Source organism: Streptomyces auratus (assembly GCF_050433025.1).
Taxonomy (GTDB): domain Bacteria; phylum Actinomycetota; class Actinomycetes; order Streptomycetales; family Streptomycetaceae; genus Streptomyces; species Streptomyces sioyaensis.
The window spans coordinates 2029197-2051097 of the sequence record NZ_JBNGCB010000001.1 but is presented as its reverse complement, the minus strand read 5'-3'; the positions used below and the strand labels follow the sequence as shown (position 1 = coordinate 2051097).

The window sequence follows — 21901 nt, the reverse complement described above, 5'->3', positions numbered from 1 at the left end:
CGCGTCAGTACTTCGGCCCGATGTGTTGATCCATGAGGGCGACGGAGGCCTTGCGGGCCACGGAGATGTTGAACGGGTCGCTGCCGCGGGCAAGGGTCGTCCACTCGACCCCGACCTTCGTGAGGGTGTCCGAGCAGAGCCTGCGGATGTCGTCCGACTTGTTGCTGAAGAAGTACCGCGGGTATTCGTACCGCTTGCGCTCGCCGCCTACGAGCCGGGTGGTCCAGTTGGTGATCCGGCAGCCGTCTGAGTGGATCAGCCCGCGGATGAACTCCCACGGGTGTGCGTCCACGATCTGCTGTTGCCAGGGTTCGAGGACGATCGGTCGCTCGTGCTTCTTGCCCTCGCCGTGCTGCGGGAACACGCACGATAAGTGCTTCGAGTAGACCTTCACGTTGTGGCAGCCGGTCCTGCTGACGCGGCACACGGAGTTGTCCGGGAAGACTGCGCGCATTGCGGTTTCGCAGGCGTCCATCAGGCCGGGCCAGTCGTCGCCGCACGTGACCATGAGGCTTGGCACGCGGTGCGTCGAGTACTGGATGATGTGGCCGTCGCCGAGATAGAGGGCCAAGAGGTAGGCGTATGCCGCCGCGTCGAGGTCGCGTCCGTCGCAGCGTGGGCATCTGGGGTGGTGGGAGCCCGGGCACTCTCCGCGTTTGGCGCGGTCCAAGTGTCGCCAATAGCCGACGGTGCCGAGGGGGATGCCCAACGCGCGGGCCACGTCCGCGTTCCTTGCCCCCGCGCGGAGCTGGGCGATTGCCTTGTGCCGCAGGTCTGTGCCGTGGAAGTCCATGACATCACTGTGCGTGACGAATCACGGGTGCGGGGTGAAAATGCGTGCGAACCACGCGAAGGTGATGTTCCGCTTGTGCGAGAGTGCCCGGTGTGGGATTCGAACCCACATGCCCGAAGGCACGGCTGTTTGAGAGCCGCGTGTCTGACCAGTTCCACCAACCGGGCCGGCTGCAGAGACACCCTACCGTGTGCATCACGATGGCCGCCTCTAGGTAGGCTGCAAGGGCACCACCTGCCTGAACGAGGAGTCCCGTGAGCGCCGCTGAGCCCGAGCAGCCCGTCGCCGATGACGATCAGTCGCACGTCCCGCCGCTGACCACGCGCGTCGTGATCGCCGAGGACGAGGCCCTCATCCGTCTCGATCTCAAAGAGATGCTGGAGGAGGAGGGCTACACCGTCGTGGGTGAGGCCGGGGACGGTCAGACGGCCGTGGAGCTGGCCCGGGAGCACCGCCCCGATCTGGTGATCCTGGATGTGAAGATGCCGGTGCTGGACGGGATCTCGGCGGCCGAGGTGATCTGCGAGGAGAGCATCGCGCCGGTGCTGATGCTGACCGCGTTCTCGCAGCGTGAGCTGGTGGAGCGGGCGCGGGACGCGGGGGCGATGGCGTATCTGGTGAAGCCGTTCTCGAAGACCGATGTGGTTCCGGCGATCGAGATGGCGGTGAGCCGGTTCACCGAGCTGCGGACGCTGGAGAAGGAGATCGAGGATCTCACGCAGCGGCTGGAGACCCGGAAGCTGGTGGACCGGGCGAAGAGCATTCTGCAGACGCAGTACGGGCTGACGGAGCCGGCGGCGTTCCGGTGGATTCAGAAGACGTCGATGGATCGCCGGCTGTCGATGCAGCAGGTGGCCGAGGCGGTCATCGAGGATGCCGAGGAGAAGAAGCAGCAGAAGAAGGACGAGTAGCTGCGCTGTGTGTGCGAGCGGCCCCGTACCGGTTGTCCGGTGCGGGGCCGCTCGCGTGTGGGGTCAGTCCTCGCCGAGGTAGGCCTTGCGGACGGATTCGTCGTGGAGGAGGGATGGGCCGCTGCCGGAGAGGACGATGCGGCCGATTTCCATGACGTGTCCCTGGTCGGCGAGGGAGAGCGCGGCCTGGGCGTTCTGTTCGACGAGGAGGATGGTGGTGCCCTGGGAGCGGAGTTCGCGGATGGTTTCCATGATCTTCTGCATCATGATCGGGGAGAGGCCCATGGAGGGTTCGTCGAGCATGAGGAGTTTGGGGCGCGACATCAGGGCGCGGCCCATGGCGAGCATTTGCTGTTCGCCGCCGGAGAGGGTGCCGGAGGCTTGTTTGCGGCGTTCGCCGAGGATGGGGAAGAGGTCGTAGACGCGTTGGATGTCGGCGTCGATGCCTGCGGTGTCTTTGCGGAGGAAGGCGCCGAGCTGGAGGTTTTCGGCGATGGTGAGGCGGGGGAAGAGGCGGCGGCCTTCGGGGGAGTGGGCGAGGCCGCGTTCGACGATCTTGTGGGCGGGGACGTCGTTGAGGGGTTCGCCGTCGAAGGTGATCTTTCCGGCGAGGGGCTTGAGGAGGCCGGAGAGGGTGCGCAGGGTGGTGGTTTTGCCGGCGCCGTTGGTGCCGATGAGGGTGACGGCTTCTCCTGCTTCGACGGAGAACGAGATGCCTTTGACGGCTTCGATCTTGCCGTAGGCGACGCGGAGGTCCTCGACTTCGAGCAGTGCGGTCATGGGGTGTCTCCGGTGGGTCCCTGGGCCGGCCGGTCTGCCGGGGCCGTGGCGTCGGGGGCGGTTTCCGCGGCGGGGGCGCCGCCCGGGTCCGGGGTGTCCGCGGTGGGTGCCGGGTCGGCCGCGTCGTCCGGTGTGGTGTGGTCGTCGACGGGTTCGCCCAGGTAGGCGGCGATGACGCGGTCGTCGGCCTGGACGACTTCTGCGGTGCCTTCGACGAGTTTTTGGCCTTGGACGAGGACGGCGACGCGGTCGCAGAGGTTGAAGATGAAGCGCATGTCGTGCTCGATGACGAGGACGGCGGTGCCCTGGGCGCGGATGGCGAGGACCAGGTCTTGGGTGGCGCGGGTTTCGTAGGGGTTCATGCCGGCGGTGGGTTCGTCCAGCAGGAGGAGTCCTGGTTCGCTGGCGAGGGCGCGGGCGATTTCGAGCTTGCGTTGTTCGCCGTAGGGGAGGTTGCGGGCGAGGTGGTCGCGCTTGTGCGCGAGGCCGGTGAACTCCAGGAGTTCCATGGCGCGTTCTTCGCTGGTGCGTTCCGCCTTTTTGAAGCCGGGGCCGCGCAGGAGGGCGGACCAGAGGCCTTCTTTGGTGCGGGTGTGGCGTCCGACGAGGACGTTTTCGAGGACGGTCATGTTGGCGAAGAGGCGGATGTTCTGGAAGGTGCGGGCGACGCCGGCCTGGGTGACGAGGTGGGGTTTGCGGGAGAGTCGGGTGCCGCGGTAGCTGACGGTGCCTTCGGTGGGCACGTAGAGGCCGGTGAGGCAGTTGAAGAAGGTGGTTTTGCCGGCGCCGTTGGGGCCTATGAGGCCGACGATTTCGCCGCTGCCGACGGTGAGGTCGACGCCGCGTACGGCGGTGAGTCCGCCGAAGCGCATGGTGACGCCTTCGGCCTTGAGGACGGTGTCGGTGGCGGGTGCGAGGCTGGGTGCTGTGGTCATGGTCCTCACGCCTTTGCCTTGGTGACGCCGAGGGTGGCGTCGGTGTCGGGGAGGCGCTGGTCGGGCACGTCGAGCTGGCCGGTTTCGTGGAATTCCAGCTGTTTGCGGCGGTCGGGGATGAGGCCTTCGGGCCGGAAGCGCATCAGGAGGACGAGGGCGAGGCCGAAGAGCAGGAGTTGGTAGTCCTGGATGAAGTCGAGCTTGGCCGGGATGAGGAAGAGCAGGGCGGCGCCGACGAGGGGTCCGCTGAGGGTTCCCATGCCGCCGAGGATGACGGCGGCGAGGAGGAAGGCGGAGTTGGGGGGCTGCGGGCCGGCGAACTGGAACTGCTCGGGGGTGGCGGTGGTGACGACGTGGGCGTGCACGGTCCCGGCGAGTCCGGCGAGCGCGGCGCCGAGCGCGAAGGCCAGGAGCCGGAGGCGGAAGCTGTTGATGCCCATGGCGATGGCGGCGGTTTCGTCTTCGCGGATGGCGATCCAGGCGCGGCCGATGCGGGAGGCGGCGGCGCGGCGGAAGACGAGGACGACGAAGGCCGTCACGAGGATCATCAGCAGGTAGTAGTTGCCGTAGGTGGCGATGGGGATGCCGAGGATTTCGTGGGGTTCGCCGAAGTTGAAGCCGAAGATTTCGAGGTTGGGGATGTTGGGGATGCCCATGGCGCCGTTGGTGATGTCGGGGCCGGTGGTGCCGTTGAGGTTGAGCATGGCGATGCGGAAGATCTCACCGAAGCCGAGGGTGACGATGGCGAGGTAGTCGCCGCGCAGGCGGAGGGTGGGGGCGCCGATGAGGACGCCGAAGACGAGGGAGGCGGCGGCGCCGGTGAGGAGGGCGGCCCAGAAGGGGAAGTGGAGGCCGAGGGCGGATTCGGCGGAGCCGGAGACGAGGGCGGCGGCGTAGGCGCCGACGCCGAGGAAGGCGACGTATCCGAGGTCGAGGAGGCCGGCGAGGCCGACGACGACGTTGAGGCCCAGGGCGACGGTGGCGAAGATCAGGATGTTGGCCCCGATGATCGTGTATTGGTCGGTGTCCTGGGTGAAGGGGAAGCTGGCGGCGGAGAGGAAGGCCGCGCAGAGGGCCACGCCGCGGTGGTTGCGGGTCAGTGCCGTCAGGCGGGCGATGAGTCCGGCCCGGTTGAGGGCGGGGACGGCGAGCGCCATGAAGAGCAGGTAGCCGACGAAGGGGGCGCCGTCGTCGGTGTCGATGCCGTAGGTGAAGGCGAGCAGGCCGGCGGCGAAGGCGGCGGCGATGATCAGGATCTCGGCCCAGGAGGGGAGTTCGCGGGTGCGGCGCCGTAGGGGGCTGGCGGCGAGGGCCGCGGTGAAGCGTTGCCGTGCGCCGGCCGGTGTGGTGTCGCCGGGGTTGTCCGGGGGGAGGGCGAGGGCGCCGAGGAGGGTGAGGAGGGAGGCGATGGCGGCGAGGAGGCCGCCGGGTTCGAGGTTGATCAGGCCGCCGAGCTGGACGGCGATGGAGATCAGGGTGAACCACGTCGCGGCGAAGGTGGCCAGGGCGGCGAGGAGGGTGGGGGCGTTGCGTCCTGCGGGGGTGAGCCATTGCAGTCCGCGGACGCCGAGTGCCGCGGTGGCGAGGAGGAGGGTGAGGAGTCCGCCGAAGAGGGTGATGAGCTGGAGGCCGGCGGGGGAGAAGTTGTAGGTGAGGTCGCCGGGGAAGTCGCTGCTCCAGGTCCAGGCGAGGCCGGTGGAGAGTGCGGTGGCGAGGGCGCCGGCGGCGGTGGTGAGGCGGGCGGTGCGTTCGGGGAGGGGGAGCAGGCCGCGCGCGGGGGTTGTGGTGGTGTCAGTGGTCATCGCTATCACGCCCGATCCGCGACACGTTCGCCCAGGAGGCCCTGTGGTCTCAGCAGGAGTACGAGGATGAGGAGGACGAATGCCCAGACGTCCTTCCAGGCTCCGCCGCCGAATTGCTCCATGCCCGGTATTTCTTCGATGTAGGCGGTGGCGAGGGCTTCGGCGATGCCGAGGACGACGCCGCCGAGCATGGCGCCGTAGATGTTGCCGATGCCGCCGAGTACGGCGGCGGTGAAGGCCTTGAGGCCCATGATGAAGCCCATGCGGAATTGGACCTCGCCGGTGCGCAGTCCGTAGGCGACGGCGGCGACGCCGGCGAAGGCGGCGCCGATGGCGAAGGCGAGGACGATGATGCGGTCGGTGTTGATGCCCATGAGCTTGGCGGTGTCGGGGTCCTGGGCGGTGGCCTGCATGGCGCGGCCGCTGCGGGTTTTGGCGACGAAGAAGCCGAGGCCGATCATGCAGGCGGGGGCGGCGATGAGGACGAAGATGTCGCTGCGTTGGACGGTGGCGCCCAGGATCTCGAAGGAGTGGCCCTTGAACTGGGGGAAGACGCGGGCCTGCTTGCCGTCGGGGTACCACTTCCAGATGGCTTGCTGGAGGGCGATGGACAATCCGATGGCGGTGATGAGGGGGGCGAGGCGGGGGGCGCCGCGCAGGGGGCGGTAGGCGAAGCGTTCGGCTGCGATGCCGACGAGGACGGATACCGCGATGCCGCCGAGGAGCATGATCGGCAGTGCGAGGGCGAGTGAGGTGCCGGCGGGCAGAGCGAGGTAGACGCTGAGTGCTCCGAAGCCGCCGACCATGAAGATCTCGCCGTGGGCGAAGTTGATGAGCTGGACGATTCCGTAGACCATCGTGTAGCCGATCGCGATGAGACCGTACATCGCGCCGAGGATGAGTCCGTTGGCCAGCTGTTGCGGCAGATCGCTCACCGCTGGGCCTCCGTTGCATGGGAGTTACGAGGGTTTTGGGGTATCCCGGTGTGCCACGGGCCGCGCCAGGGTCGGTCGTTCGTGGCGTCCTGGCGCGGCCCGGGGTGTGGGTGGTGCTGCGGTCGGTCAGCTCTTGTCGAACTTCTTGAATTCGGCGCTGAAGCGGGAGGCCCAGGCGCCCTTGTCGACCTGATACGCGGTGATCATGGTGTTGGTGGTGTCGCCGAACTTGTCGAAGGCGACCTTGCCGGTGACACCGTCGAAGGTGACGGTGTTCATGGCGTCGACGACCTTCTTGCGGGCGTCTTCGGGGAGCTTGCCGCCGTTGTCCCCGACGACCTTCTTGACGGCCTGGATGAGGGCCCAGGTGGCGTCGTAGGTGGAGCCGCCGTAGGCCTCGTAGGCCTCCTTGAAGCCGGCCGCCTTGTAATCGGCGATGAACTTCTTGGCCGAGGGGAGCTCTTCGACGGGCTTGCCGACGGAGGAGGCGTAGTCGCCCTGAGCCTTCTTGTTGAGCTTGATGTAGTCGCCGCTGTACATACCGTCGCCGCCCATCAGGGGCACGGCGACGCCGCCGTCCTTGAGCTGCTGGCTGAGGGGGCCGGAGGCGGGGAATTCGCCGCCGTAGAAGACCAGGTCGGGCTTGGCGGACTTGACCTTGGAGACGACGGCCTTGAAGTCGCGGTCGTCGGGGCTGACGTGCTCGGTGCCGACGACCTTGCCGCCGAGCTTGGTGAACTGGTCCTTGAAGGAGGAGGCCAGGCCGACGCCGTAGGTCTTCTGGTCGTCGATGATGTAGACCTTCTTGGCCTTCATCTTCTCGTAGGCGTACTGGCCGTCGAAGGCGCCCTGCACCTCGTCGGTGGTGGCGGTGCGGAAGTACGTGGGGAACTGCCGGACCCGCTTGTTCTTCCGCCAGTCCGGGCCCTGGGTGAGGTCCGGGGTGGTGTTCGCCGGGGATATCAGGGTGAGGTTGTTCTGCTTGGAGACCTGCTGCATGGACTGGGCGACGCCGGAATTGAGCGGTCCGACGATGCCGAGGACGTCCTTGTCGCCGGCGAGCTTGGTGGTGTTCTGCTGGCCGACGTTGGGCAGGGCCTTGTCGTCGAGGGCTTCGAGTTTGAAGTTGACGCCCTTGACCTCGCCGGCCTTGTTGGCGTTGTCGATGGCGAGCTGGGCGGAATTGCGGATGCCCAGGCCCAGCGCGGAGAGCTCTCCGGTGGTGGGGGCGTCGAGGCCGATGACGACGGTTGCCTTGGAGCCGTCGCCGCTCTTGTTCTCGCCGCGCGAGCCGCACGCGGAGAGCGTGAGGGCGCCGGCGGTGACTGCGGTGGTGAGGATGAGCAAGGAACGGTGACGCACGATCAGTCCTTTCCCTGGCGGCCACAGCTGTCGTATGGCCGGTTCGCGCGCCGGGCTGTACGGGGTGAGGCAGGGTTCCGTGCTTGCAGCGGGCCCGGCGGCGCGGTGACTGGCGGTGACTCTAAGCCGGTGTTCGCCGCATCGGCAGAGGCGCCGACCAGGATGTGACGCTCTTGTTATGACCTTCGATGAGTGTTTTGCCGTTATGGTCCTTACACCGGAGGGCGAACGCGGTGCGGGGGATGAACGTGCACCTCCACGGGGGGATGAGGCGCGCGGTGACGGCCCGGCGTCCGGTATCCGGACGTGGCGGGCGCGGGGGCGCCGGGGCCCTTGAAGGGCACGGGAATCGGCGGCGGCACGTCCTCGCCCGCCCACTACTCAGCGTCACGAAAATGCGGGCGGCCCCGCTCCCGGGGGCCGGAAGCGGGGCCGCGGCGGCGGGCGACGATGCGCCGGCCGGGGTGGCTCAACTGCGGTAGGCGTCGCTGTCGGTCTCGCGCAGCAGGCAGGTCAGCCGGGCGGTGCAGACCCGCTTGTCCTGCTCGTCGGTGATGACGATCTCGTAGGTGGCGGTGGAACGGCCGCGGTGTACGGGGGTGGCGACGCCGGTGACCAGCCCGGAGCGGGCACCGCGGTGGTGCGTGCAGTTCAGGTCGACGCCGACGGCGATCTTGGTGGGGCCGCCGTGCAGCATGGAGCCGACGGAACCGAGGGTTTCGGCCAGGACGGCCGAGGCCCCGCCGTGCAGCAGGCCGTAGGGCTGGGTGTTGCCCTCGACGGGCATGGTGCCGACGACGCGCTCCGGGGCGGCCTCGGTGACGTGCACGCTCATCCGCTCGCCGAGGTGCCCGGCGGAGAACAGCGCCGGCAGGTCGAGGCCGAGGCCGGCCCACTGGTCGAGGATCTCCTGCGGAAACGTGGTCGTGCTGTGCTCACCCATGCCTGCGGCTCCGTTCGCTCACCCTGATCGTCGTCGATCCGTGCCTGTTCCTATCAGGCCCCTGAGCAAGCGCTCAGCGCGGGGTCGTTGTTCCCGCCGCCCGGGGCCCGCCGCGGTCAGTCCTCGCGGGCGCTCTCCAGACGGATCACCACGGACTTGGCGGCCGGGGTGTTGCTGGTGTCGGCGGTGTGGTCGAGCGGGATGAGGACATTGGTCTCGGGGTAGTAGGCGGCCGCACACCCGCGGGCCGTCGGGTAGTGCACGACGCGGAAGCCGGCCGCGCGCCGCTCGCTGCCGTCGGTCCACTCGCTGATCAGGTCGGCGTACGCGCCGTCGGCCAGACCCCGTTCGCGGGCGTCGTCGGGGTGCACGAGCACCACTCGCCGGCCGTTCTTGATGCCGCGGTAGCGGTCGCTGAGGCCGTAGATGGTGGTGTTGTACTGGTCGTGGGAGCGCAGCGTCTGCAGCAGCAGCCGTCCTTCGGGGACGGTGGGGTACTCCACGGGCGCGGCGGTGAAGTTGGCCTTGCCGGTGGCGGTGGGGAAGCTGCGGCTGTCCCGGGGGGCGTGCGGAAGGGCGAAGCCTCCGGGGCGGGCGACCTTGGTGTTGAAGTCCTCGAAACCCGGGACGACATGGGCGATCCGGTCGCGGATCGCCCCGTAGTCCTGCTCGAACGTCTCCCAGGGGGTGCGGCTGCGCTCGCCCAGGACGCGGCGGGCCAGCCGGGCGACGATCGCGGTCTCGGACAGCAGATGGCCGCTGGCGGGCTCCAGGCGGCCGCGGGAGGCGTGCACCATGCCCATGGAGTCCTCGACGGTCACGAACTGCTCGGCGCTTTTCCCGTCCGGGCCATGCTGCACATCGCGTTCCGTACGGCCCAGGGTCGGCAGGATCAGGGCGCGGGCGCCGGTGATCACGTGCGAGCGGTTGAGTTTCGTGGAGACATGGACGGTGAGCCGGGCGCGGCGCATGGCCGCCTCGGTGACGTCGGTGTCGGGGGTGGCGGAGACGAAGTTGCCGCCCATCGCGAAGAAGACCTTGGCTTGCCCGTCGCGCAGCGCGCGGATGGCGCGGACGACGTCGAGGCCGTGCTCCCGGGGTGGCGCGAAGCCGAACTCCTTCTCCAGGGCGTCGAGGAAGGCCGGCGCGGGCCGTTCGAAGATGCCCATGGTGCGGTCGCCCTGGACGTTGCTGTGTCCGCGGACGGGGCAGACGCCGGCACCGGGGCGGCCGATGTTGCCGCGCAGCAGCAGGAAGTTGACGACTTCCCGGATGGTGGGGACGGAGTGCTTGTGCTGGGTCAGGCCCATCGCCCAGCAGACGATGGTGCGCCGGGAGGCGAGGACCATCGCCAGTGCGCGGCCGATCTCCTCGCGGGTCAGGCCGGTAGCGGCGAGCGTCTCGTCCCAGTCGTCGTCGGCCCGGGCGGCCTGCGCGAACTCCTCGAAGCCGTGGGTGTGCGCACGGATGAAGTCCTCGTCGAGGGCGCCGTCGGTGTTCAGGACGAGGCGGTTGAGGGCCCGGAAGAGGGCCTGGTCGCCGCCGAGGCGTACCTGGAGGAAGAGATCGGTGAGCGCGGTGCCGCCGCCGGCCAGGCCGCGCGGGGTCTGCGGGTTCTTGAAGCGCTCCAGGCCGGCCTCGGGCAGCGGATTGATCGAGATGATCTTCGTGCCGCCGGCTTTGGCCTTCTCCAGGGCGGTGAGCATCCGTGGGTGGTTGGTGCCCGGGTTCTGTCCGGCGACGATGATCAGGTCGGCCTGGTAGAGGTCCTCCAGCAGGACGCTGCCCTTGCCGATGCCGAGGGTCTCGGTGAGCGCGGAGCCCGACGACTCATGGCACATGTTGGAGCAGTCGGGGAGGTTGTTGGTGCCGAATTCGCGGGCGAAGAGCTGGTAGAGGAAGGCGGCCTCGTTGCTGGTGCGGCCGGAGGTGTAGAAGACGGCCTCGTCGGGGGAGTCGAGGGCGGTGAGCTCCTCGCCGACGAGGTCGAAGGCCCGCTCCCAGGAGACGGGGACGTAGTGGTCGGCGCCCTCGGCCAGATACATCGGGTGGGTCAAGCGGCCCTGCTGGCCGAGCCAGTAGCCGCTGCGGTCGGCGAGGTCGGCGACGGAGTGGGCGGCGAAGAAGTCCGGGGTGACGCGGCGCAGGGTGGCTTCCTCGGCGACGGCCTTGGCGCCGTTCTCGCAGAATTCGGCGGTGTGCGGCTTGTCGGGCTCGGGCCAGGCGCAGCCGGGGCAGTCGAAGCCGTCCTGCTGGTTGACGCGCAGCAGGGTCAGGGCGGTACGGCGCACGCCCATCTGCTGCTGGGAGATGCGCAGGGCGTGGGTGAGGGCCGGCAGCCCGACGGCGGAGTGCTGGGGTTCGCTGACCTGGGGCGCGTCCTGGACGGGGTCCGACACGGGCGGTTTGCCTGCCATGGCGCTCTCCCTTGAGCCGTGAGTTGCTGCGCGGTCCGCCGGGTGCGGCGGACCGTTGCCGTACGCATTCGCTTGCCGTACGCATTCGATCCTGTCACGGACGCGTGGCGGGGTGCAGGGGGTGGCAAGCGGGGCCGGCGGCGTACGGGGAGGTCGGGGGCGGTGTGCGGCGGTGGCGGGGTGGCCCGGCCGGTCTCGGGAGCGGTTGTGGCAAGAGGCCGGGAGTCGTCGCGGCAAGAGGCCGGGAGCCGTCGCGGCGGGGATTGTCAGTGGGGCGTGGCAGGATCGGGGGCGTGGCAGCAAAGGCAGCGAAGAAGAGCGAAGCGACCGGCACCCCGGCGGCGGCGGGCGGCCGTCCCCGCCTGCTCCTGATGGACGGGCATTCCATGGCATACCGGGCGTTCTTCGCCCTGCCCGTGGAGAATTTCACGACCGTCACCGGACAACCGACCAATGCGATCTACGGCTTCGCGTCGATGCTCGCGAACACCCTGCGCGACGAGGCGCCCACGCATTTCGCGGTGGCCTTCGACGTCTCGCGCAAGACCTGGCGGTCCGAGGAGTTCGCGGAGTACAAGGCGAACCGCTCCAAGACGCCCGACGAGTTCAAGGGGCAGGTCGAGCTGATCGGCGAGATGCTCGACGCGATGCGGGTCAAGCGCTTCGCGGTCGAGGGCTTCGAGGCCGACGACGTCATCGCCACGCTCACCGAGCAGGCCACGGCCCAGGGCTTCGAGGTCTCGATCGTCACGGGCGACCGCGACTCCTTCCAACTGGTCTCCGACGACGTCACGGTGCTCTACCCGACCAAGGGCGTCTCGGAGCTGACCCGCTTCACCCCGGAGAAGGTCTTCGAGAAGTACGGCCTGACCCCCGCCCAGTACCCCGATTTCGCGGCGCTGCGCGGCGACCCGTCCGACAACCTCCCCGGCATCCCGGGCGTCGGGGAGAAGACCGCCACGAAGTGGATCAACCAGTTCGGTTCGTTCGCGGAGTTGGCCGAGCGGGCCGACGAGGTCAAGGGCAAGGCGGGCGTCAACCTCCGCGAGCACCTGGACGCGGTGAAGCTCAACCGCCGGCTCACCGAGATGGTGCGCGATGTCGAGCTGCCGTGCGGCCCGGCGGAGCTGACCCGCGAGGCGTACGACCGCGAGGCGCTCTCGGTCTTCTTCAACGCGCTGGAGATCCGCAACCAGGGCCTGCGCGACCGGCTGCACGCCGTCGACCCGGGCGCCGCCGAGGCCGCCGAGGAGGCCGCCCCGGCGCCCGGCGTCGAGGTGGACGGCACGCTCATCGGCGCCGGTGACCTCGCTCCGTGGCTGGCCGAACACGGCACGGGGCCGCTCGGCGTGGCCACGGTCGACGTCTGGACCCTCGGCAGCGGCAGCGTCGCCGAGGTCGCGCTCGCCGCCCCCGGCGGACCGGCCGCCTGGTTCGACCCCGCCCAGCTCGACGCGGCCGACGAGCAGGCCTTCGCCGCGTGGAGCGCGGATGCCGCCCGCCCCAAGGTGATGCACAACGCCAAGGGCCTGATGCGGGTCTTCGGCGAGCACGGCTGGCGCATCGACGGCGTCACCATGGACACCGCGCTGGCCGCCTATCTGGTCAAGCCGGGCCGCCGCTCCTTCGCCCTGGACGCCCTGTCCATCGAGTACCTGGGCCGCGATCTCGCCCCCGCGGCGGCCAGTGACGGCCAGCTGGCCTTCGGCGCGGACGAGCAGGCCGAGGCGGACGCCCTGATGGGACAGGCCCGCACGGTCCTCGACCTGGGTACGGCGTTCGAGGCGAAGCTGGCGGAGGTCGGCGCGGCCGAGCTGCTGCGCGAGGTGGAGCTGCCGACCAGCGTGCTGCTGGCCCGGATGGAGCGGGCCGGCATCGCCGCGGACCGGGGCTGGCTGGAGCGCATGGAGCAGCAGTTCGCGGGCGCGGTGCAGCAGGCCGTCAAGGAGGCGCATGCCGCCGCCGGCCACGAGTTCAACCTGGGCTCGCCCAAGCAGCTGCAGGAGGTCCTCTTCGGCGAGCTGGGCCTGCCCAAGACCAAGAAGACCAAGACGGGCTACACCACCGACGCCGACGCCCTGGCCTGGCTGGCGGCGCAGACCGAGAACGAACTCCCGGTGATCATGCTCAGGCACCGTGAGCAGGCCAAGCTGCGCACCACCGTCGAGGGTCTGATCAAGACCATCGGCGCCGACGGCCGGATCCACACCACCTTCAATCAGACCGTGGCCGCCACCGGCCGGCTGTCCTCCACGGACCCCAACCTGCAGAACATCCCGGTGCGGACGGACGAGGGCCGGGCGATCCGCCGCGGTTTCATCGTCGGTGAGGGTTTCGAGTCGCTGCTGACGGCCGACTACAGCCAGATCGAGCTGCGGGTGATGGCCCATCTCTCCGAGGACGAGGGCCTGATCGAGGCGTTCACCTCCGGAGAGGACCTGCACACCACGGTCGCCTCCCATGTCTTCTCGGTCGCCACCCACGAGGTCGACGCGGAGATGCGCCGCAAGATCAAGGCGATGTCCTACGGCCTGGCGTACGGCCTGTCCGCCTTCGGGCTCTCCCAGCAGCTGGGCATCCAGCCCGATGAGGCCCGCAAGCTGATGGACAACTACTTCGAGCGGTTCGGCGGGGTGCGCGACTATCTGCGGCGCGCCGTGGAGGAGGCCCGCGCCACCGGCTACACCGAGACGATGCTCGGCCGCCGCCGCTACCTCCCCGACCTCAACAGCGACAACCGCCAGCGCCGCGAGATGGCCGAGCGGATGGCGCTGAACGCCCCGATCCAGGGCACCGCCGCCGATATCGTCAAGATCGCCATGCTGCGGGTCGACGCGGCACTGCGGGCCGCGAAGCTGGAGTCGCGGATGCTGCTCCAGGTACACGACGAAATCGTGGTCGAGGTCGCGCCGGGCGAGCGCAAGAAGGTCGAGGAACTGCTCCGCCGGGAGATGGCCGACGCGGTCGAACTGAGCGCCCCGCTGGACGTCTCGGTCGGCTTCGGCAAGGACTGGGAGTCGGCGGCCCACTGAGCCGGGAAGCGGGTGGCGGCCCGGACGCCCCGTGCCGCCACCCGCCGCACCACCCAACCCGACCCGCACCGCAGCGAATTGCTACCGGGTTCGGGCGCGCCCGCCGGTGGCTTGAAACCGGTCGTCGCCCGATGCGTCATGGAGCGTGTTCCGCTCGAAAGCGCTGTGTTTTGATCACCCCGTGATGCGTCGTGCGGCCCGCGCCCTGGGCACCTATGTCTCCCGTAGCCCGGTCACCGTCGGCTATCTCGTACTGCTGCTGGCGACTCATCTGTGGTGCACCGCGGTGCTGTCCACCGCGCAGGCCCAGCGGGTGGTGCTCGGCGTCAGTACCCATCTGGACAATCTTCATGACCATCCGGTCCGGGTGCTGGCGGGCAGCCTGCTGTTCTTCGACGGCACGCTGACCGAGATCACCTCGGAGGCCTTCGCCGGCACGCTGATCACGCTCGGCCTCGGCGTCACCGTGTGCCTGGCCCGGCTGGAACGGCGGTACGGGCCGGGGCGCGCCTACGGCATCTTCCTCCTGGGGCATCTCGCGGCGACGCTGCTCACCGTGCCGGTGATCCAGGTGGCCCTCGCCCACGGCTGGTACCCGGACAGTATCCGGCACGCCCCCGACTTCGGCATCAGCTACGGGGCCGAGACGGTGCTCGCGGTGGGGGCGCTCCTGCTGCGCCGGACGCGCTGGCTCGCGGCGGCCGGGGTCGTCGCCTGGCCGGTGCTCGGCGGCGACTGGAGCGGGGTGCTGCCCGACTTCACCACCATCGGACATCTGCTGGCGGCCGCCGTCGGGTTCGTCTGCGGCGCCATTCTGCTGCGGGCTGCCCGGCGCACCGCCCCCGCCCCGGTGCCCGAGGCCGGCCCCGTGTCCGACCCCGGCCCGGCGCTCGTCGAGTAGCCCGACGGGGTGCGGCGGCGCGGGCGCGAGCAGGCCGCTCGGGCGCCGTCACTCGGTGCTGGACGAGGCGTCCGGTGAGGCGGCCCCGGCACCCGACCGCGACGCCGCCCGGGGCGTGTTCCGCACCGCGGGCCTCGGTGGCCGGCCCGTGGCGTCGGCCGCCCGGATGCGGAGTGTGCGGTGGTGCAGCAGCCGTACGGCCACCGCGTAGAGCGGGAGTCCGAGGATGAGGCCGGCCCCGGCGCCGAAGAGCGCGGACGGGAGGTAGTTGAGCGCGCCCGCCGCAGGACCGTTCATGGCGCGCGCCTGCAGAACACGGTGCACGGCGCCAGCCGCCACGCACAGCGCGAGCGGGGCGGTCAGCAGCAGCCGAAGCCGTACGCCCAGCGCCGGGACCGCCGGCCGGTGCGGACGCCCCGGCCGCCGCGGTGCCGCCGCCCCGCCCCGGAGAACCGGCCACACGAACGCGCCCATCGCCGCCAGCGCGAGCGCCGAGGTGCCGTACTGCACGTACTTGCAGACCGGCATTCCGCCCACCACCTGGTCCAGACCGGGAACCAGCCGGGTGCCCCAGCGGCCCGGGTGGGTGAAGGAGTCCCAGATCACATGCGTCGCCGCCCCGAGTATCGCCGAGACCAGGAACCAGCCCCCCAGGGCGGCGAGTTCACGAGGCCCGCGGGGCCGCCAGGGCCGGCCGCGCAGGAAGCTGTGGGCCGGGCCCTGCTTCGCCCGGGGCAACAAGGCGGTCAACGGCTCGCGCACCAGCAGCCAGCCGGCGACGAGCGCCACGGTGACCAGCACATCCACGGTCAGCACCCCGGGCAGCGAGTGGGTCACGTCGCCGAAGGCCATGCCGCCCGGAACCAGGGTGTCCGCGTAATACGTCATATCAGGTGCGAACGACCCTGCCACGAGCGCCGAGGCGACCAGCGGACCGCGGGCCGTACCGGTCCGCCGGATGGCCGGGAGTACGGCGGCGGCATGGCTGAGTGTGAACGGCATGCATCTCCCCTTGATCGATTCAGATCATTATGTGTGTGATGGGGTGGTAGATGCCGGGCCCGAGTTGTCGTAGTCTCGCCTGAGTTGGAGCGCCGGGGGAGCGCGATACCGCGTCAGGAGCGCGGTACGGCAACGCGGAGGGGACCACGCATGGCAGCCACATTCCGACGGCGGCTCCAAAGGGGGGCGGCCTCGACGGCCGTGGCGGCCCTGGTGCTCGCCGCTCTGACGGCCTCTCAGGCGCCGGGCGCCACCGAGGCGGCGGCCGCCAGAAAGCAGCCGCCCCCGCCCCCCGCCGATACCCCCATCGACGGCGGTACGACGTACTACACCGACCTGCCGCCCCTCAACAGCCCGGTACCGCCCCGCGGTTCGCACGGCACCGGCCACCACTCCGGCAGCGCCGCCGGCCCCACCGAGGCCGGTCTCCCCGCCACCGTCCTGGCCGCGTACAAGAAGGCCGAGTCGGCCATCGACGGATCCGACCCGGGCTGCCGGCTGCCCTGGCAACTGCTCGCCGGGATCGGCAAGGTCGAATCCGGCCAGGCGCGCGGCGGAGCGGTCGACGCCGAGGGGACCACCCTCCAGCCCATACTCGGACCGCAGCTCAACGGCCACGGCTTCGCGCGGATCGCCGACACCGACGGCGGCCGCTACGACGGCGACCTCACCCACGACCGTGCCGTGGGCCCGATGCAGTTCATCCCCTCCACCTGGTCGCAGGGCGGCCCCGACCACACCGGCTGGGGCGCCGACGGCAACGGCGACGGCAAGAAGGACCCCGACAACGTCTTCGACGCGGCACTCGCCGCGGGCCACTATCTCTGCGCCGGCGGCCGTGACCTGTCGGACCAGAACGATCTGGACCACGCGATCCTCGGCTACAACAACTCCGAGGACTATCTGCGCACCGTGCTGTCCTGGTACGCCTTCTACCGCCACGGCACCCACGAGATCCCGGACGGCAGGGGCGTCCTGCCGGAGCACCGACGGGAGCCCCGGACGGCCGACGACGACCGCGACGCCCGGACCGGCGCCCGTGAGCCGGCCGGCCGCGGCCCCGCCGGCGCGCCGGACCACAGCCGAGCGCCCGGCGGATCCGGCACCGGCAAGCCAGGCAAGCCCGGCAAGGGACCACACCACCCCCGCAAGCCGGACGGCACCGACCCCGCCCCGGGCGGCGGCACCCCCACCCACAAGCCCACCCCCAAGCCGCCCGCCCAACCCCGCCTCACCGCCCTCGCCCGGGTCGGCGACAAGGACCTGACCGCCACCGCCGGCAGCGAGTTCACCGCCTCGCCGAAGGTGCGCGCCGAGGACGCCGCGGGCAAGCCGGTCGCCGGCGCCCCCGTCCGCTTCACCCTCCCCGCCTCCGGCGGCGCCCGCTTCCCCGGCAACCGGACCGCCGTCACCGTCACCACGGACAAGGCCGGCCTGGCCACCGCCCCCGCCCTGCGCGCCGGCGACCGGCCCGGCGCCTTCACCGTCCGCGCCACGGCCGTGGGCCGCAGCGCGCCCGCCGTCGACTTCGGCGCCACCGTCGAGGCCAGGCCGGCCCCGAAGGCCGACAAGCTCGCCCGTACCTCGGACAAGGAGCTGACGGCGACCGCCGGCCAGCCCTTCGCGGAGGACGCGGTCGAGATCAAGGCGACCTACCGGGGCAAGCTCGCGGCGGGGGTGCCGGTCACCGCCACCATGGTCACCGACGACCCGGACCACCCCGTGGAGAACGACAAGGGCCCCTACTTCAAGGACCCCGAGGCCACCGGCGACGACCAGGACGCCCCGGTCCGCACCCGCACCGGCCTCACCACCGACGCCCATGGCCTGCTGAAGCTCCCGAAGATCTACACGGACACCCACCCGGGGACGTTCCTGCTGCGGCTGACCACCGCCGACGGCGCCGTGCTCACCGTCAAGCTGAAGGTCGCCCCGGCCGGTTCCTGACCGCGCGCCCACCCGGACCGAAGTGCCACGGCCGTGGCGCACCGCCCCAACAGGCGGGCCGCCCCGGCCGGTTCGGCGCCGGCCCGGTGACCGCGCCCCCGTCGCCGCCGTCCCGCCCGCCGTTCCGGGCAGGACGGCGGTGTCACGTGTTCTCATCTCGCGCGCCCGTTGCTACGGTGCCCCCGCCTGACGCTGCATCAGCTCATGGGGAGGCCCGCCATGCGCGCCCTGACAGCAGCCGCGGTCGGACTGGCCGCGGCGCTCACCCTCGTCCTCACCCTCACGGCGGTCGGCGCCCCCGGCGGCACGACCTCGCCCAAGCCGCTGCTGACCACCGTGCCCGCGCACCCCTGAGGGAGGGACGCCGCCATGCGCCGCACCGACCCCACCCGCGCCACACCCCCCGCGCCCCCGGTCGAGGCCGCCACCGCCGCCCCCGGCCGGCGACGAGCGGCCCGCGGCATGCGCCGCCCGGCGAGCCTGGTGCTGCTGGCCCTCGCCGTCTTCTTCACCGCACTGTCCCCGCTGATGCGGTGGTACGCCTTCCCCCGGCTCGCCAAGATCCCGCCCGGCCAGTACCAGGACATGGTCCTGGAAGCGAAGCCCGCCACCCTCCTCAACTACGGGACGATGAAGGCCGAGCAGGTCCCCCGGGTCACCATCGTGCAGACCCTCAAGGGCAACGTCGCCGCATCCGACCGGATCGAGCAGTCCGCCGGCCGCGATGTCGTCGTCTGGGACGCGCTGTCCTACGTCGCCGGCCCCGACGGAAAGATGGTCTCCCAGGTCCCCGAGCGCTACCTCTTCGACGCGCACTCCCAAGAACCCGTGCACGCCACCGGCGAGTCGGTCGACGGCGACCCGGTCCGCCGCGAGGGCATCGAATACAAGTGGCCGTTCCTCACCGAGAAGCGCGACTACGCCTACTTCGACGCCCAGACCCGCACCTCCGCCCCCATCCACTACAAGGGGACCCGCACCTTCCGCGGCCTGGAGGTCTACTACTTCGAGCAGACCATTCCCTGGACCAAGGTCGCACTCCCCAAGAAGATGCCGGTCAAGGGCGTCACCCCGCAGGCCGTCGCGAAGATGGGCACCACCCGCTGGTACACCACCCAGCGGATGTTCTGGGTGGAGCCGGTCACCGGAGCGCCGGTCAACGGCCAGGAGATCCACAAGGAGGAGCTGCGCGGCGGCGATCTGCTGCCCGGCGGGCGCACGGTCACCGCGTTCGCCGGCCATGTGAAGATGCGCGCCGACTACGTCGACGCCACCGTGTCCCTGGTGAGATCGCAGCGCACCCTCGTGCTGCTGCTCACCCGCTACCTCCCCTGGGGATTCCTGGCCCTCGGCGCCGCCCTGCTCGCCCTGAGCCTGCACCTCGAAGCCCGCAGCCGCCGGCCCCGCACCGCCCGCGCCGGCCGGCCCGCGCCCGGCGGCGGCGCTGTCGGCGGCGACCCGTCACGTCCCCTGTGACGCCGCAGCGCCCCTGCCCCCTCCGGCTCAGCCCCGCTTGAGCCGTGCCGTCGTGTGCCGCGTCGGCGCGGCCGTCGAAGGATCCTCCGGCCAGGGGTGCTTGGGGTAGCGGCCGCGCAACTCCGCGCGTACGGACCGGTATCCGCCCTTCCAGAAGGACGCGAGGTCGGCGGTGACCGCGGCCGGGCGTCCGGCGGGGGACAGCAGATGGATGAGCAGGGGCACACCCGACACGCGCGGCGACTCCTGCCAGCCGAACACCTCCTGCAGCTTCACGGCCAGCACGGGCTGCTCACCGCCGTAATCCACCCGCACCCGCGAACCGCTCGGCACCTCGATGCGCTCCGGCGCCAGCTCGTCGAAGCGCGCCGCCTCCCCGGTCGCCCACGGCAGCAGCCGGGCCAGCGCCTGCCCCGCGTCGATCCGCTCCAGATCGGCCCGGCGCCGTGCCCGGGCGAGCTCCCCACCCAGCCACTCCTCGACGCGCGCCAGCAGCGCCTCGTCCGACACATCCGGCCACGGCGCCCCCCACTCCCGGTGCAGGAACGCCATCCGCTGCCGCAAGGACACCGCGGCGGCCGGCCACCGCAGCAGCCCGAGCCCCTCCCGCCGCAGGCCCGCCACCACCGCGTCCCGCAACAGCCCCGCGTCGGGCGAGGCCAGCGGCCGGGACACCAGCTCGATCGCCCCCAGCCGGGTCACCCTCCTGGCCACCACATCGCCGCCCGACCACCCCACCTCCTCGCCCGAGGAGTACAGCGCCCGCGCCGCCGCACCCGCCGTCCCCTCATCGATCACCGCCGCCAGCCGGATCCGCGCCGACACCGCCGCCACCGGCCGGTCCGCCACCGCGACCGCCAGCCACTCCGCATCCCGCAGCCCCGACCCGTCACCGGACCGCGTCCCCGGACCCGCCCCCGCCAATTCGGCTCCCGTCCCGGACGCCATGAGAAAACTCCCGCCCCCGCGGGCCCGGGCCACCCGCTCCGGGAACGCCAGCGCCGCAATGAGCCCGGCGACGGCATCGTCGCCACGGCCGCCGGCAGCACCCACCGCGGCCCCGTCCCCGCCGCCCGCCCCGGCCCGCGGCTCCCCGGCCGCCGACGCCAGCCGCCGGACCTCCTGCCGCCACCGCGCCGCATACGCATCGCCGCCCCGGCGCACGCTGCGCCACGCGGCCGCCAGATCGTCCCCGTACGCCCGCGGCGGCTCCTCGCTCAGCAGGGCGACCACCTCCGCGGCACGCCGCAGGCCCACCTCGGGCGCCCCGTCCAGCAGGGCCCGCGCCAGCCGCGGATGCAGCCCGAGCCGCGCCATCCGCACCCCCCGGTCGGTCGCCCGGCCCTCCGCGTCCACCGCACCGACCGCCGTCAGCACCTCCCGGGCCGCGGCCAGCGCACCGGCCGGCGGCGCGTCGAGCAGCGCGAGACCACGGGCCGCCGGATCGCCCCAGCACGCCGCCTGCAACGCGAACGCCGTCAGATCGGCCACCTTGATCTCCGGATCGGGGAACGCCGGCAGCCGCCCGTCCTCGCCCTGTGCCCAGCAGCGGTAGACCACACCCGGCGCCTCACGCCCCGCCCGGCCGGCCCGCTGACGGGCCGCCGCCCTGGAGGCCCGTACGGTCGCCAGCGCACTGAGCCCGCGCGCATGATCCGTCCGCGGCACCCGCGCCAGCCCGCTGTCCACCACCACCCGCACCCCCGGCACCGTCAGGCTGGACTCCGCCACCGACGTCGCCAGCACCACCCGGCGCACGCCGTCCCCGCCCGCCAGTACGGCATCCTGCACCTCGGCCGGCGCCCGCCCGTGCACCTGCAACACCTCGGCGTCCACCCCGGCCAGCTGCCCGGCGACCCGCCCGATCTCCCCGACACCGGGCAGGAAACACAGCACATCGCCCGTCTGCTCCTGCAGCGCCCGCCGCACCACCGCCGCCACATGCCCCAGCAGCGCCGGATCGACCCGCATCCCGTGCGCCGGCTGCACCGGCCGCTGCGGCGGCGCCCACACCACCTCCACGGGGTGCGACACGCCCGCCGCCTCGACCACCGGCGCCGCCCCCGCGGAGCCGCCCAGCAACCGCGCCCATCCCTCGGCGTCCGTAGTGGCCGACGCCGCCACCAGCCCCAGCTCGGGCCGCAGGGTCTCCCGCACGTCCAGCAGGAACGCCGCGGAGGTGTCGGCGTCGAGATGCCGCTCATGACACTCGTCGAGGACCACCACATCCACCCCGGCCAGCTCCGGATCGCGCTGCAGCCGCTGCAGCAGCACCCCGGTGGTCACCACCTCGACGACCGTACGGGCCCCGGCCCGGCGCTCCCCGCGCACCGTGAACCCCACCCGCTCACCGGCCTTCTCGCCCAGCAGCCAGGCCATCCGCCGCGCGGCCGCCCGGGCCGCGATCCGGCGCGGCTCGGCGACCAGCACCCGCCGCACCGGACCCGCGCCCGTCAGACCCGCGAGATCCAGCGGCACCAGCGTCGTCTTGCCGGTACCCGGCGGCGCGCACAGCACCGCGGCACCGGACCCGTCGAGGGCGGCACGGAGCGCGGGCAATGCAGTACGGACGGGCAACTGGGCGAGGGCGTCACGACGGATCACGCCCCCAGTCTGCCGCCCCGCCACCATCCACCGGCCGGCACGCCCTCCGGCCCCCGGCGGC

16 protein-coding genes and 1 tRNA gene are annotated in these 21901 nt (G+C 71.5%); 6 read left to right on the top strand and 11 right to left on the bottom strand.

Annotated elements, in window-relative coordinates; genetic code table 11:
* Positions 1-4 precede the first annotated feature (4 nt).
* Both BKA18_RS08760 and BKA18_RS08755 read right to left on the bottom strand, forming a co-directional pair.
* A complete protein-coding gene (locus BKA18_RS08760) occupies positions 5-793 on the bottom strand; it encodes a helix-turn-helix domain-containing protein (RefSeq protein ID WP_366046207.1) in 789 nt (262 codons plus the stop codon).
* 84 nt (positions 794-877) lie between these two features.
* Positions 878-960: transfer RNA gene (locus BKA18_RS08755), tRNA-Leu, on the bottom strand.
* An 87-nt stretch (positions 961-1047) separates the two neighbouring features.
* Here BKA18_RS08755 and BKA18_RS08750 point away from each other — a divergent pair.
* Positions 1048-1704, top strand: a complete 657-nt coding sequence (locus tag BKA18_RS08750) for an ANTAR domain-containing response regulator (RefSeq protein ID WP_006606237.1) — start codon at positions 1048-1050, stop codon at positions 1702-1704.
* Positions 1705-1767: 63 nt separating this feature from the next.
* Here the strand turns inward: BKA18_RS08750 and BKA18_RS08745 are convergent, their stop codons facing one another.
* The 7 genes from BKA18_RS08745 to BKA18_RS08715 form a co-directional block, all read right to left on the bottom strand.
* A complete protein-coding gene (locus BKA18_RS08745) occupies positions 1768-2484 on the bottom strand; it encodes an ABC transporter ATP-binding protein (RefSeq protein ID WP_366046206.1) in 717 nt (238 codons plus the stop codon).
* The gene (locus BKA18_RS08740) at positions 2481-3419 is read right to left on the bottom strand and encodes an ABC transporter ATP-binding protein (protein ID WP_366046205.1); all 939 of its coding nucleotides are present in this window, start codon (positions 3417-3419) and stop codon (positions 2481-2483) included. The genes BKA18_RS08745 and BKA18_RS08740 overlap by 4 nt, the downstream gene beginning before the upstream one ends.
* Before the next feature lie 5 nt (positions 3420-3424).
* Complete coding sequence (locus BKA18_RS08735; RefSeq protein WP_366046204.1) at positions 3425-5221, bottom strand: branched-chain amino acid ABC transporter permease; 1797 nt, start codon at positions 5219-5221, stop codon at positions 3425-3427.
* A gap of 5 nt (positions 5222-5226) precedes the next feature.
* Positions 5227-6156, bottom strand: coding sequence for a branched-chain amino acid ABC transporter permease (locus tag BKA18_RS08730; RefSeq protein ID WP_366046203.1), 930 nt, complete (start codon positions 6154-6156; stop codon positions 5227-5229).
* 126 nt (positions 6157-6282) lie between these two features.
* The gene (locus tag BKA18_RS08725; protein WP_366046271.1) at positions 6283-7503 is read right to left on the bottom strand and encodes a branched-chain amino acid ABC transporter substrate-binding protein; all 1221 of its coding nucleotides are present in this window, start codon (positions 7501-7503) and stop codon (positions 6283-6285) included.
* Between the two features lie 484 nt (positions 7504-7987).
* On the bottom strand, positions 7988-8461 hold the full coding sequence (locus BKA18_RS08720; protein WP_366046202.1) for a PaaI family thioesterase: 474 nt from the start codon (positions 8459-8461) through the stop codon (positions 7988-7990).
* A gap of 116 nt (positions 8462-8577) precedes the next feature.
* Complete coding sequence (locus tag BKA18_RS08715; protein WP_366046201.1) at positions 8578-10878, bottom strand: FdhF/YdeP family oxidoreductase; 2301 nt, start codon at positions 10876-10878, stop codon at positions 8578-8580.
* A gap of 293 nt (positions 10879-11171) precedes the next feature.
* Between BKA18_RS08715 and polA the strand changes: the two genes are divergently transcribed.
* Positions 11172-13910 carry a DNA polymerase I gene (gene polA / locus BKA18_RS08710; RefSeq protein WP_366046200.1) on the top strand — a complete coding sequence of 913 codons (2739 nt, stop codon included), beginning with the start codon at positions 11172-11174 and terminating at the stop codon, positions 13908-13910.
* A gap of 184 nt (positions 13911-14094) precedes the next feature.
* Positions 14095-14811, top strand: coding sequence for a rhomboid-like protein (locus BKA18_RS08705; RefSeq protein WP_366046270.1), 717 nt, complete (start codon positions 14095-14097; stop codon positions 14809-14811).
* A 48-nt stretch (positions 14812-14859) separates the two neighbouring features.
* Here BKA18_RS08705 and BKA18_RS08700 read toward each other — a convergent pair whose 3' ends face one another.
* Positions 14860-15813, bottom strand: a complete 954-nt coding sequence (locus tag BKA18_RS08700) for a DUF4184 family protein (RefSeq protein ID WP_366046199.1) — start codon at positions 15811-15813, stop codon at positions 14860-14862.
* 150 nt (positions 15814-15963) lie between these two features.
* Between BKA18_RS08700 and BKA18_RS08695 the strand changes: the two genes are divergently transcribed.
* The 3 genes from BKA18_RS08695 (at position 15964) to pgfA (ending at position 19236) form a co-directional block, all read left to right on the top strand.
* Entirely contained in the window at positions 15964-17760 is a 1797-nt protein-coding gene (locus BKA18_RS08695; protein WP_366046198.1) for a lytic transglycosylase domain-containing protein, read from the top strand.
* A gap of 219 nt (positions 17761-17979) precedes the next feature.
* Positions 17980-18114, top strand: a complete 135-nt coding sequence (locus tag BKA18_RS08690) for an SPW_0924 family protein (protein ID WP_006606250.1) — start codon at positions 17980-17982, stop codon at positions 18112-18114.
* 108 nt (positions 18115-18222) lie between these two features.
* Complete coding sequence (gene pgfA, locus BKA18_RS08685; protein WP_366046269.1) at positions 18223-19236, top strand: cell envelope lipid trafficking protein PgfA; 1014 nt, start codon at positions 18223-18225, stop codon at positions 19234-19236.
* A 27-nt stretch (positions 19237-19263) separates the two neighbouring features.
* Here pgfA and hrpB read toward each other — a convergent pair whose 3' ends face one another.
* Positions 19264-21840 (bottom strand): ATP-dependent helicase HrpB, encoded by a 2577-nt coding sequence (hrpB, locus tag BKA18_RS08680; protein ID WP_366046197.1) that lies wholly within the window; start codon positions 21838-21840, stop codon positions 19264-19266.
* Between the last annotated feature and the right edge of the window lie 61 nt (positions 21841-21901).